The organism is Cupriavidus sp. 01T418, assembly GCF_056398885.1.
In genome coordinates this window covers 128,222-140,472 of sequence record NZ_JBFTQG010000002.1, presented here as the reverse complement: position 1 = coordinate 140,472, position 12,251 = coordinate 128,222, and the positions used below count along the sequence as shown (strand labels likewise).

Annotated in this window: 11 protein-coding genes; 4 read left to right on the top strand and 7 right to left on the bottom strand. The window is 64.1% G+C overall.

The features are described from left to right. Positions 1-6: 6 nt before the first annotated feature. Entirely contained in the window at positions 7-291 is a 285-nt protein-coding gene (locus tag AC1DQ3_RS02705) for a hypothetical protein (RefSeq protein ID WP_477118632.1), read from the bottom strand. Positions 292-508: 217 nt separating this feature from the next. On the opposite strand from AC1DQ3_RS02705, the gene AC1DQ3_RS02700 reads away from it, so the two are divergent. Beyond that, positions 509-1,384 carry a transporter gene (locus AC1DQ3_RS02700; protein ID WP_477118631.1) on the top strand — a complete coding sequence of 292 codons (876 nt, stop codon included), beginning with the start codon at positions 509-511 and terminating at the stop codon, positions 1,382-1,384. A gap of 28 nt (positions 1,385-1,412) precedes the next feature. On the opposite strand, the gene AC1DQ3_RS02695 is transcribed toward AC1DQ3_RS02700, so the two are convergent. Further along, positions 1,413-2,174 carry a bestrophin-like domain gene (locus tag AC1DQ3_RS02695; RefSeq protein ID WP_477118630.1) on the bottom strand — a complete coding sequence of 254 codons (762 nt, stop codon included), beginning with the start codon at positions 2,172-2,174 and terminating at the stop codon, positions 1,413-1,415. A gap of 561 nt (positions 2,175-2,735) precedes the next feature. On the opposite strand from AC1DQ3_RS02695, the gene AC1DQ3_RS02690 reads away from it, so the two are divergent. From AC1DQ3_RS02690 to AC1DQ3_RS02680, 3 genes are all read left to right on the top strand, one after another. Next, positions 2,736-3,215 (top strand): glycine zipper family protein, encoded by a 480-nt coding sequence (locus tag AC1DQ3_RS02690; RefSeq protein WP_477118629.1) that lies wholly within the window; start codon positions 2,736-2,738, stop codon positions 3,213-3,215. 86 nt (positions 3,216-3,301) lie between these two features. Then, a complete protein-coding gene (locus AC1DQ3_RS02685; protein WP_477118628.1) occupies positions 3,302-3,700 on the top strand; it encodes a hypothetical protein in 399 nt (132 codons plus the stop codon). A 145-nt stretch (positions 3,701-3,845) separates the two neighbouring features. Next, on the top strand, positions 3,846-4,040 hold the full coding sequence (locus tag AC1DQ3_RS02680) for a chloride channel protein (protein WP_477118627.1): 195 nt from the start codon (positions 3,846-3,848) through the stop codon (positions 4,038-4,040). A 2-nt stretch (positions 4,041-4,042) separates the two neighbouring features. Here the strand turns inward: AC1DQ3_RS02680 and AC1DQ3_RS02675 are convergent, their stop codons facing one another. The 5 genes from AC1DQ3_RS02675 to AC1DQ3_RS02655 are packed head-to-tail and all read right to left on the bottom strand — an operon-like array spanning position 4,043 to position 12,247. Next, positions 4,043-4,636, bottom strand: a complete 594-nt coding sequence (locus AC1DQ3_RS02675; RefSeq protein WP_477118626.1) for a PqiC family protein — start codon at positions 4,634-4,636, stop codon at positions 4,043-4,045. Continuing rightward, on the bottom strand, positions 4,633-6,276 hold the full coding sequence (locus AC1DQ3_RS02670; RefSeq protein ID WP_477118625.1) for a PqiB family protein: 1,644 nt from the start codon (positions 6,274-6,276) through the stop codon (positions 4,633-4,635). Before AC1DQ3_RS02670 ends, AC1DQ3_RS02675 begins: the two co-directional genes overlap by 4 nt. Further along, entirely contained in the window at positions 6,269-7,534 is a 1,266-nt protein-coding gene (locus AC1DQ3_RS02665; RefSeq protein ID WP_477118624.1) for a paraquat-inducible protein A, read from the bottom strand. Before AC1DQ3_RS02665 ends, AC1DQ3_RS02670 begins: the two co-directional genes overlap by 8 nt. After that, positions 7,531-9,009, bottom strand: a complete 1,479-nt coding sequence (locus tag AC1DQ3_RS02660) for an efflux transporter outer membrane subunit (RefSeq protein ID WP_477118623.1) — start codon at positions 9,007-9,009, stop codon at positions 7,531-7,533. The genes AC1DQ3_RS02665 and AC1DQ3_RS02660 overlap by 4 nt, the downstream gene beginning before the upstream one ends. Position 9,010: 1 nt before the next feature. Continuing rightward, complete coding sequence (locus AC1DQ3_RS02655; protein WP_477118622.1) at positions 9,011-12,247, bottom strand: efflux RND transporter permease subunit; 3,237 nt, start codon at positions 12,245-12,247, stop codon at positions 9,011-9,013. Positions 12,248-12,251: the final 4 nt, after the last annotated feature.

Sequence of the window (12,251 nt, the reverse complement as noted above, 5' to 3'; positions counted from 1 at the left end):
GGCGCTTCAGTTGCATCCCTGATGGCGGGCCGTCCTGGCGCATGTCTTCCCGCTCGGGCTGACGTATACGCCCTTGCCGTTCTTGGTCTTGGCCTCTCCGCCCTTGCTTGTCTCTGTCGTCGTCACGCCATTCTGATTCTTCTCGGACTTCCAGGCGGTACCCGTGTTCTTGTTATAACCACCGGCCGATTCTCCGTTATTGCAAACGACAACGCCGCGCGCGTTCGTGGCGCATTCGGCAAACGCGTTCGAACAGAGCATCACGCACGCCAACAAAGCCAGCATTCTCATGGTCACTCCTTGTCATGGCCAGCACGAACACTTCGAGCCCGCCCGTCCTCCACTACAGAGTAGGTCATTTCCGCCGGCTTCCCGCGCATGGGGCAAACCCGTGCCGATCGATTCGTCCTGCCTCCAGCCAGAGTCCGCTGAAGCACGCAAACGGCGCGCGGCATGCACACCATTGACGACACGGCTCACGCGGCGCCTACGGTACGCGAGTGCCGGCATGATCCTGCTCTGGGCATCGCCCACGCCGGCGCAGGAAATGGAGCCGCGCGCCTATTCCGCCGTGCCGATCGGAACCAACTTCCTGCTGCTGAACTATGCGCGATCGAGCGGCGATGTCGCACTCGATCCTTCACTCCCGGTTACCGACCTGCAGGCCAGGATCAATGCCTCCTCGGCCGGCTATTCCCATAGCTTCGGGATTGCGGGCCGGACCGGGAGCATCGCGGTGCTGGTTCCTTACGCCAATGCGAACCTGACCGGCAACGTGGAGGGGGCGCCGGGGCAAGCCTACCGGTCAGGACTCGGAGACCTTCGCATGAGATTCGCAGTGATTCTGCTCGGTGGCGAGGCGCTCACGCCGGAGCAGTTCGCGCAGCACAGCCCTACCGCTTCGCTCGGTGCCAGCCTGAGCGTGGTGGCGCCCACCGGCCAGTACCTGCCGGCGCGCCTGGTCAACGTGGGTTCGAACCGTTGGGCGTTCAAGCCCGAGATCGGGTTGTCCCAGCCGCTTGGTAACTGGTTTGTGGAGGGCACGGCTGGCGTGTGGTTCTTCACCGACAACAACGATTTTTTCGGCGGCCGGCGGCGCAGCCAGGATCCGCTGCCCACGTTCCAATGGCACGGAGGCTACAACTGGCGGCCGGGGTTCTGGCTCGCTACCGACGTGACCTACTACACGGGCGGCCGGACCAGCGTCAATGGCATCCAGGACCAGGATCTGCAACGCAGCGTGCGCTATGGCGCCACGCTGTCCGTTCCGCTAGCGACGCAATGGTCGGCGAAGCTGGCATGGTCGCGTGGACTGACAGCAAGCATCGGCGGCAACTTCCAGACCTTCTCCATCACGCTTCAATACCGGTGGTTCGACCGCTGATCCGGTATGCGCACGACGGCGCTGGCGCCTACTGCCCGAGACGGGCGAGCGCGCCGTGCATGGGCTCAAGCGACACGCTGACCACGCCGTAGAGCGGCGTGCTCATTTCCTCGATCAGGAAAATCGCCCCGGAAGTCGAGAGTGCGCACAGCATCAAGGCGGCAACGATGGTCCCATTGCGGTCGGCAAACAGGCCAAAGGTGCCGAACACAATGGAGAGCCACAGCACCAGGACCATCAGCAGGGATATCGGGGTCGACGCTTTCATCTGCAGCAATGCCAGCCAGCGCGCGGCAAGCGCGCTATCGATGACCTCGAGGGCCTTGGCCTTCAGCGTCCGCTGCTCATCGTTGCGCGGCGCAAGTGCCTCCACCTTGCGCTGAAATTCGTCCAGCTGGTTGACTGACTCGGCGTTACCCAGCCCCGCCATTTGCGCCGGGTCGCCGGAAGCGAGAGTCCGGACCTTTTCGGCGTAGATACGCTTGAGCGAGGCCCGGACCTCCTGCGTTTCCGGTCCATATCTGGCCAGTATGCGATCAAGCTGGATGACGCTGGCCGAATTCTGCACGATCTCGGCACTCATGGTGTCGAACGTGCCTTTTGCCGACGAAACCAGCAACCCAAGCACCAGCGCGGCCATCGTCGCGATCAGGCCGGTCGCCATTTTGACGACATTGATCGATTGATCGCTGAGGTGGTGTTCCGGCAGCATGGCGCGCGCCCACATGCCGAGTAGCGAACTGCCGAATACACACACGAACACGATCAGGGCGATGACGAAGTGGTTCATGCTGCAGCCCTCCGCAGGCGGTCATAAAATCCCCATAGCCCCCATTGTCGCGCTTGGCCATCCGGCCCTTGCTTCACTGAGCATTTTCCCCGAATGGCTGGCACGATACATCATGACGGAACGCACGTACGTGGACCGGCATGCGGAAGGAGGGGCCCGCTCCTATCTTGCCCGCCGCCCGGCATGACGCAATTGGACCAAGGTCCCATAGTACCGACTCTTCAGCGGTGGCAATCCTTCGTCGTACCCTGCCGCCATGCGGCTTGCCTTGACGCGGCGAGGCACTATTGGACCAAGGTCCCATTGCCTTTGAATGCAAGCGGCACCAATATTCCCCTGTAGCCGTGGCGAACCGCGTAGCGTCGTGGACGCCTTGATCCTCATACGCTTTCGGTAGCCGCAGCCCGCCTCTGAACAATATAAGCAGCTCGACCCCGGCGTTGGCAACGAGCACACCCCTGGTTCCGGCCTGACGCCGGAGCAATGTTCTCACCGATGTACTCACGTGCCCGAACCATGCAACGGTGAAGCGGTAGCGGAAGACTCCCGGGACTTGGCGCCATGCAACGCACTGTTAAAAATCTGATCGGCCTGGTCATCGCGGCGCTGGCATCGGCCGCGGCCGCGCAGCAACCCATCATCTATCCCGCAAGGGGACAGAGTCCGGAACGCCAGCGAACCGATACCGCCGAATGCCATTCATGGGCGCAGCAATCCACCGGCGTCGATCCTGTCGCGCTCGCGCAACGCATGGCCAGCAGCCCGCCTCCCGAACAGCAGCAAGGCCAGTACCTGCGCGGCGCAGGGGGCGGTGCGTTGTTCGGGACGCTGATCGGCGGGGCCGCGGGCGGCCACTGGGGCGAGGGAGCGGGGATCGGTGCGCTCGTCGGCACGATGGGAACCCGCATGCGGATGCGGCGCGAACAACAGCAAATGGACATGCAGCAGCAAGGCATGCAGCAACAGGCATCAGGTCAGCTTTCGACGTACAACCGAGCGGTGGCGGCATGCATGACGGGCCGAGGCTACACAGTCGAGTAGCGGTCGTGCCAGCGTCATCACGTCGGCCACCCCGTCCGTTGCCCGCCGGTTTGCTCGCCGCTCCACGACAGGCAGGAGGAAGAGCCATGTTGAAGACATTGCGGGTAACCGCCCTCGCAACGCTGGTTTGCGCGACGCCCTCATGGGTGCTCGGTGCGGACTTCGACGGCAGCAAGCCGCTCCTGTGCGCCACCGTCGATGCGCACTTCTGCGATATCGGGGAGACCTGCTACCGGACGCTCCCGGCGATCCTGGGCGCACCGCAGTTCATGAGAATCAATTTCGCGAAAAAGACCGTATCCGGGCCCCAGCGCTCCACCAACATCCGCCTCATGGAGCCGAGCGATGGCCAGATCCTGCTTCAAGGCACCGAACTGGGCTACAACTGGAGCATTGCGCTCGACACCAAGAGCGGCGCGATGTCCGCGGCACTGGTGAACCGCGAGGATGTGTTCGTGCTATTTGGCGCCTGCACGCCGTTGTAGTTCGCTCGCCGCCCCGGTTTGGGCGTCGCCTCCCCCGCCCCGGGCGACGCGGCTTCGCGCCATCGCGCTGGCCATCAGTCCGCCGCGTACGGATCATCATGCCTTGCGCGTATCCCTTGTTCCGCATGCGTGAATCTTCACGGCTGTGGTTCGCGCTCCGGTGACCGGCATCGTCCTGGTGACGGAGATGACGGCGAGCTTTGCACTGCTGTTGCCGATGCTCACAGCCTGCTTCACCGCCATGGTCGTGCCTGTCATGCTGCGCTGTCCGCCGATCTATGATTCGCTGGGCGAGCGCCTGCCGGGAAAAAGCCGGCACGCGCAGAAGCCGGATCCCTGATGTCAATCCCCGCGTGCCGCCCGAATCGCCGCGGCAATATCGCGGCTGACCGCGGCCAGTGCCCGGCTGTGCGCGGCGACGAGCGCATCGTAACCCGGACCGCCGGCGGGCTCGCGCACGACACTGCGGCCACTCACCGGCGTCCCCTGCCTGGGTGGCCGCACCAGCCATAGCACCGAGACTGCCGCCGCATCGCCCGGCGCGGAGTCGAAGCCCTGTACGTCGAGCGACACCTGGTACGCCGCCATCCGGTCCGCCCATTGCGGATAGCTCGAAACATGCGCATCGGGAAGAAGCTGCGCAAGGTCGGCAGCGATGACGTTCGCAATCTGCCGCTTCAGCGGCTCGGCCCAGCGCGCGAACTCGTCAATCCTTACCTGCGTGTCATTGACCCGCAACACCAATTGCGGCCGGTCGACCATTTCCGGCACCGCCACAAGCTCAATCGCGACGGCAAGGGAAGCACCACCGGTGCCAACGGCCTCCCGCGGGCGCTCCGGGCTCAGCGTATAGAAGGCCGCCTGAGGCGACGTCGCACAGCCCCCCAGCACCGCAACCCCAAGGGCCGCGGCTATCAGAAGAAGAGAGCGCTTCACTTCTTGTCCTCCGTCTTGCCGCGAAGCAGTGCTTCCGGATGGCGCTCGAGATAGTCCGCGAGCACGCGAAACGATGTTGCCATGCGTGACAGTTCCCGCATGGTATCGGCGGTACTCTGCGTGAGCGTGGAATCCGGCTGGATAGCACTATTGGCCGAGTCGAGCGTCGTGCGCGCAGACGCTATCGCGGCGCGGGCCTCCGGTGCCAGTTCGGTATTCAGCGTCTTGAGCAGCGCGTCCGCTTCCCGCAGGGTCTGGCTGACATCCTTGCCGATGCCTTCGAACGGAATCTTGTTGAGCTTGGCAACCAGACTCGTCACGGAATCCTGAAGCGACTGCAGGCCACCCGGAACTGTCGGCAGTTCAGGCGGCTTCGCCTTCCAGTCAATCTCGACCTTGGGAGCCGCAGGGAAGAAATCCAGTGCGACGTAGAGCTGCCCGGTCAGCAGGTTGCCTGTTCTCAACTGGCCGCGGAAGCCATGCTCAACCAGCCATTGTGCAAGCGCGTGGGGGTCCGCCGTGAGCCTGCCGCCCTTCCCCGTCCTTCCCGACTCGTAGCGCGATGTGAAGCGCTCCGGATAGAGTCGCACTTCGACCGGAATGCTGAACTCCTTCTTGACCGGATCGAAGCGTGTATTGATCGCCGTGATCTCACCCACCACGATGCCCCGGAAATCAACAGGTGCGCCTACCGCCAGCCCTCGGACCGATTCCTTGAAGTTCAGCACGTAAGTATCGTAAAAGCGGTCATGGCGTTTCATTGCCTCGGCACGGTCGTGGAACAGATCGAATTGGGCGTTCGCCGCGGCCTGCGGTCCATCCGCCGTGTCCGYAGGCGTTTGAAAGGCGACGCCGCCAATGAGGATCGCCACCATCGATTGCGTATCGACCTTCACACCGCTGGTGTCCAGCGAGACATCGACGCCGCTTGCGTGCCAGAAGCGGGTATCGGCCCGCACATACTTGTCGTAGGGCGCGTTGATGAATGCGCGCAGCGTGACTCCGTTGCCATCGGCGTCCATGACGTAGGAGGTAATCTGGCCAACCTGCAAGCGCCTGTAGAAAACGGGAGTCCCGATGTCGACCGAGCCCATGTCTTCGCTCTTGAGTACGAACTCCCGCCCGGGGACATCCTGCGCGAAGACAGGCGGGGTCTCGAGGCCGACGAAGTCACGTCGCGCCTTGGCCTGGGTACCGACATCCATGCCGATATACGAGCCGGACAGCAACGTACCGAGCCCGGACACGGTGCCACCGGAAATACGCGGCCGTACCACCCAGAAGCGGGTGTCGTCGACCAGCAGGGGCGTAGCATCCTTGGCCAGTTCAGCCTTTGCAACGACGCTGCGGCGGTCCTTCGACAGGGCAACGCTCTTGACCACGCCGATCTCGACATCCTTGTACTTGATCTTGGTCTTGCCCGCGTCGAGTCCTTCGCCAGTCTTGAAGCCAATGGTAATGGTCGGGCCTTTTTCCAGGACCGCCTGCACCGCGAGCCAGCCACCGATCAGCACCGCCACCAGCGGCACCAGCCAGACAAGCTGCAGGCGCCAGCGCGAGCGCGGCTTGACGACCGCCTCGGGGAAATCGGGCGAACCGGGCGAACCGGGCTGCTCGCGACGTTCGGGAGGCTCAGCCATGATCCTTCTCCACGGCGTCCCAGATCAGACGCGGATCGAACGACATCGCGGCGAACATGGTCAGCACCACCACCGCGCCAAAAGCCACCGAGGCCGGACCGGCCTTGATCGTCGCCAGAGCGCTGAACTGCACGAGCGCAACCAGCAGGGTGATGACGTAGATATCGAGCATCGACCAGCGCCCGACCAGTTCCACCAGGCGATAGATGCGCGTCTTTTTCTCGAGCAGCCACGGCGAGTGGAACTGCACCGAGATGACGAGAAACAGCAGCGCGATGATCTTGAGCATCGGGACCGCGATACTTGCGATGAACACAACGCTCGCCAGCAACCTGGATCCCGAGGTCCAGAGATAGACCACGCCGCTCAGGATCGTGTCTTCCTGCGCGCCGAACAGCGAGCTTGTGTCCATCACGGGCAGCGCATTGGCCGGGATATACAGGATCATCGCGGCAATCAGGAACGCCCACGTGCGTGCGATGCTGGCCGGCTTGCGAAAGTGCAGGTGCGCCCCGCAGCGCGGGCAGCTGCCTTCATGGGCGCGCGGCGGCGGCCGCGACAACAGCCCGCAGCTATGGCAGACGAGAAGGCCCGCGCGGGCCGCCGTGGCAGCCGACGCAGTGATCACGCCGCCGCCTTCCGCGTGCACGGCCGATGCCGCATCCATCCGCGCCCACAGGTCGCGAGGATCGAACGCGGAGGCCGCGGCGGCAAGCAGGAGCATCACCGCCCCGAACGCCCACAGTGCAACGCCGGGCACCACGGTAGCGATATGCGCGAGCTTGACCAGGGCGACCAGCATGCCGAGGATCAGGACTTCGGTCATGCCCCACGGCGCCGCCAGTTCCAGGACACGAAATGCCACGTCCGGGCGGCGCGGGAGCCGTTGCATCCACAGCGGCACCAGCAGATACGTCATCGCCGCCATTCTCAGCAGCGGCATCATGAGCGTGGTGACGAACACGAGACCGGCGAGCGGCCACATGCCGTCGCGATAGAGGATACGAACCGCCCCGAACAGCGTGCTCTGGACCAGATCGCCATTTACCGCCAATCCCACGACGGGAAACATGTTCGCCACCGCGAACAACACCAGCGCCGCGAGCGTGAAGGCGAGCGCGCGATCCAGGCCCTCCGGGCGGCTGCGATAGAGTTCCGCGCCGCAGCGCCGGCAGTGCGCGACGCCGCCGGCCGGCAGCGCCGTTTCGCGCTGCAGCAGGTCGCACTCGTGGCAGGCGATCAGGCGCGCGGATGTCATGGCTGCGGCTGGTCCGGCGTGGCGACGGACCCGCCCTGCTTCGCGGATGCGGCGCCGTCGCCATACACCACGGAGGTCATGCGTTCGGCATCAACCACCCAGCCGCCGCCCATCGCCTTATAGAGATCCACGCTCGAGGTAAAGACCGCCCCCTGCTCCTGCGCGTAGTTCAGTTGCGCGTTGAAAAGACTGCGCTCGGCGTCCAGCACTTCGATGTAGCTCGTGTATCCGCCCTCGTAGCGCAACCGTGCGAGCCGCGCGTAGGTCGCCAGCGCGTCGACCTGGCGGCCCTGCACGACAAGCTTCTCGCGCGTCTTCTGCAGCGACACCAAGGCGTCGTCGACCTCCTGGAACGCCACCTGGATCGCCTTCTGGTACGCGAACAGCGCTTGCTGCTGCTGCGCCTCGGCCTGCTTGACCTGCCCGCCGATGTTGCCCGCGGTGAAGATCGGCATCGTCACCGCGCCGGCGTACGACCACAACCTGGCCGGGCCGGTGAAGAGCGACGAGAACTGGCTGCTGGCCGTGCCGAACACGCCGGTCAGCGAGATGGACGGGAAGTAGAGCGCGCGCGCCGCGCCTATCAGGGCGTTGGCGGCGATCAGGTTCTGCTCGGCCTGCCGCAAGTCGGGGCGGCGAGTGAGCAGTTCGGATGGCAGCCCCGCCGGCACCGATGGCATGACCAGGTCTTCCAGATTGCGGCCGCGCGGAATCGGCTGCGGATTTTTTCCAAGGAGGATGGACAGTGCATCCTCCTGCTGCGCAATCAGAAGTTCGATCTGCGGAACCGTGGCCAGCGAGGACTCGTATTCGGACTCGCTCTGCGCCAGCTCCATCTGCGACACTTCCCCGCCCTTATAGCGCAGCTGGAATACGTGCACCGAATCTTCCCGGCTTGCCACGGTGGCCTTGGCAATGACCAGTTGCCGGTCGAGCGAAAGCAGGTTGACGTATGACGACGCCACGGAAGCCACCAGCGTCAGGATCGTCGCGCGCCGCCCCTCCTCGCTCGCCAGCAGGCTCGCCCGCGCGGCTTCGGTCTGACGGCGCAGTTTGCCGAATACATCGATTTCCCACGATGCCGAAAGTGTCGCCTGGTACTGGTTGAGGACCGGGCCGATGTTGGACGGCAATAGCCCCGATCCCCCCGGCACGCGCTCACGCCGCGCATTGGCGCCCGCGGCGAGCTGCGGGAACAACTGCGAGCGCGTGCTCTGGAACTGCCCGAGGAACTGCTCGACGCGCGCCGACGCGATCTTCACATCCTTGTTCTCGGCCAGCGCGGTGGCGATCAGGTCGTTGAGCGCCGGATCGTCGAACTGCACCCACCATGCCGTATTGACGAGATCCTTCGCCTCCGCGTCGGCGAAGCGGAAGGCGGGTGGCGTATCGACGGCCTGCCGCTGGTAGTTCGGCCCGAGCAGGCAGCCGCCAAGCGTGAGCAAGGCCATCAGCGAAAGAGCCGGGGTGCGCATGTCATTCGCCCTCGCGTCTGGCGGACGGCGTGGCCGCAGGGCCGCCCGAACCCGCGCCGATGGAGCCCGCTGGCGGCGCGCCCGGCGCACCGCCTTCCGGTCCGGGGGTCTCTTTGCCCCCGCCCCTCTTCTCCGACATCGTTTCCAGCACATAGAAGAACATCGGGATGAAGAACACGGCGATCACCGTCGCGCCAAGCATGCCGCCAATGACGCCGGTGCCGATCGAATGGCGGCTGTTGGCCGATGCGCCGAGCGCAATCGCCAGCGGGACGCAGCCAAGGATAAAGGCCAGGGAAGTCATCACGATCGGGCGCAGCCGTTCCGTCGCCGCCGTCACCGCGGCGTCGTAGACCGACTCGCCCGCTTCACGGTTGAGCACGGCAAACTCGAAGATCAGGATCGCGTTCTTGGCCGCCAGTGCGACCAGCATGGTCAGGCCGATCTGGAAGTAGACGTCGTTCTCGAGGCCGCGCAGCAGGATGGCAAGCAGCGCGCCAAAGAGCGCAAACGGCACCGCCATCAGCACCCCCACCGGCAAGCTCCATTTCTCGTACTGCGCGGCGAGAATCAGGAACACCATGATCAGGCCGAACACGAACACCAGCCCGGAGGTGCCGCCAGCCTGTCTTGCCTCGTATGCCTCGCCGCTCCACCCCACCCCATAGCCGGGGGGCATCACCGCCTCGGCGACTTCTTCCAGCGTGGACAGGACCTGTCCCGAGCTGTAGCCCGGGGCCGCATTGGCCGTAATCTTGACCGCCGGGAAATTGTTGAAGCGCGTGACCAGGTCCGGACCGGTGACGAACTTGGTGGTCACCATAGCCTTGAGCGGGACCATGCTGCCAGTCCTGCCGCGCACGAAGATCTGGTCGAGATCCCCGGGCTTGAGCCGATAAGAGGGCTCAGCTTGCAGGATCACCTGCCACAGCCGGCTGGAGCGATTGAACTGCGAGACGTACAGCGAGCCGAACATGGTCTGCATCGCGCCGTAGACTTCCTCGATCGGCACCCCCAGCGTCTCCGCCTTGTCACGGTCCACGTTGACCAGCAGTTGCTGGGACGCTGCGTTGAAGGTCGACGTAACGCGGGCCAGTTCGGGCCGCTGCTTCGCCTTGGCCATGAAGTCATTCACCACGCCGGCGAGTTGCGGGATGGTGGCATCCCCCTTGCTCTGGATCCACATCTCCGTGCCGCCGGTGGTTCCGAGCCCCGGGATCGACGGCGGATTGACCGGCAGGATGATCCCCTCCTTTACCTTGGAGAGGTTCTCGTACGCGCCGATCAGCACGGCGCGCGCGTTCTGCGTCTTGATGTTGGCGAATTTGTAGCGCTCGTCGAAGCTCTTGAAGCCGATGAAGAACGCCCCCGCGTTATTCTTGTTCTGGCTGTCGAGCAGGCTGTATCCGTCGACCACCGTGACGCTGCTCACGGCCGGCTGCTTCAGGAAATAGTCGGTGACGTGCTGGGATACCGCCCCGGTGCGATCCAGGCTCGCCGCGTCCGGCATGATCACCGCGCCAAGCAGATAGCCCTGGTCCTCCGGCGGGAGAAACGAGGTCGGGATCGACCGCATCATGACAACCGCGAGCGCAATCATGCCGACGAACAGGATCAGGGCCACCGCAAAGCGCTTGATGACCAGCTTCACCATGCCCGTATAGCCCTCGGTCATCCGCCCGAAGGCATTGTCGAACCACTTGAAGAACCCCTTCTTTTCATGGTGTCCGGGCTTCAGCAGCAACGCCGCCAGCGCAGGCGACAGCGTGAGAGCAACCAGCCCGGAGAACACCACCGAGATCGCAATGGTGATGGCGAACTGCTTGTACAGCTGTCCGGTGATGCCCGCAAGGAAAGCGACCGGCACGAACACAGCGCACATCACCAGCACGATCGCGACCACCGGGCCCGAGACTTCGTCCATGGCTCGCTTGGCGGCGTCCTTCGGACTCAGCTTGTGGACGGTCATATTCCGCTCGACGTTCTCGACCACCACGATGGCATCGTCCACCACAATGCCGATCGCGAGCACCATGCCGAACAAGGTCAGCATGTTGATCGAGAACCCGAGCGCGAGCATGCCCATGAAGGTACCGACGATCGACACCGGCACCGCAAGCACCGGGATCAGGGTGGCACGCAAGCTCTGCAGGAAGACGAACACGACAATCACCACCAGCACGAGCGCTTCGAAGAACGTATGAATGACGTCCGAGATGGACGCGCGCGTGAATTCGGTCGTGTCCATTGCGATACTGTAATCAAGGCCTTCCGGAAACGACTTCTTCATCTCCTCCAGCGTCTTGCGCACCTGCTTGGACACGTCGAGCGCATTGGCGCCCGGCTGCTGGTAGACCGCGATGACCGTCGCCGGCTTGCCCTGGAACTTGCTGCGGATCGAATAGTCCTTGCGGCCGAGTTCGGCCCGGCCGATGTCCTTGAGGCGGACGATCGCCGCATCGCCGCTCGCCGCCCGCAGGATGATGTTCTCGAATTCGGCTGGATCGCTCAGGCGGCCCGTGGTGGTTACCGCGAATGACTGCTCGACCGCGGTGCCGGTTGGCGACTGGCCGATGCTGCCGACCGCGAACTGCTGGTTCTGGTTGGCGACGGCCTTCTGCACATCGGAAGCCGTGATGCCGAGCTGCGCCATGCGGTCAGGCTTGAGCCAGATGCGCATGGCGTAGTCAGGCGTGCCGAAGATGCTCGACTGATTGGCGCCGGGTATGCGCTTTAGCGCGTCGAGCACGTAGATGTTGGTGTAGTTGGCGATGTAGGTCGAATCGTAGCGGTCGCTGGGCGAATAGACGGCGATGACCATCATGAACGCCGAGGATTTCTTCTGCACCTGGATGCCCTGCGACTGCACCGAAGAAGGCAGTTGCGGTAGCGCCAGGTTCACGCGGTTCTGCACATCGACCTGCGCAAGTTCGGGGTTGGTGCCGATCTGGAAGTAGACGTTCAGCGTGTAATTGCCGGTCGATGAACTCGAAGAGTTCATATAGATCATGTTGTCCGCGCCATTGACTTGCTGCTCGATCGGTGCGGCTACGTTGTTCGCGACCACATCCCCGGTCGCGCCGGGGTACGTGGCGGAGATCGTGATCTGCGGCGGCGTGACGTCGGGGTACTGCGCGATGGGCAGGCTGAGCATTGCCAGCGCACCGCCGAGAGTGATCACGATCGAAATGACCGATGCGAAGATCGGCCGGTCGATGCAGAAATGGGAGATGTTCATTTCG

Coding starts and splice junctions, on each gene's coding strand:
- AC1DQ3_RS02705 (WP_477118632.1), bottom strand. CDS start 291: ATGAGAATGCTGGCTTTGTTGGCGTGCGTGATGCTCTGTTCGAACGCG.
- AC1DQ3_RS02700 (WP_477118631.1), top strand. CDS start 509: ATGATCCTGCTCTGGGCATCGCCCACGCCGGCGCAGGAAATGGAGCCG.
- AC1DQ3_RS02695 (WP_477118630.1), bottom strand. CDS start 2,174: ATGAACCACTTCGTCATCGCCCTGATCGTGTTCGTGTGTGTATTCGGC.
- AC1DQ3_RS02690 (WP_477118629.1), top strand. CDS start 2,736: ATGCAACGCACTGTTAAAAATCTGATCGGCCTGGTCATCGCGGCGCTG.
- AC1DQ3_RS02685 (WP_477118628.1), top strand. CDS start 3,302: ATGTTGAAGACATTGCGGGTAACCGCCCTCGCAACGCTGGTTTGCGCG.
- AC1DQ3_RS02665 (WP_477118624.1), bottom strand. CDS start 7,534: ATGACATCCGCGCGCCTGATCGCCTGCCACGAGTGCGACCTGCTGCAG.
- AC1DQ3_RS02660 (WP_477118623.1), bottom strand. CDS start 9,009: ATGCGCACCCCGGCTCTTTCGCTGATGGCCTTGCTCACGCTTGGCGGC.
- AC1DQ3_RS02655 (WP_477118622.1), bottom strand. CDS start 12,247: ATGAACATCTCCCATTTCTGCATCGACCGGCCGATCTTCGCATCGGTC.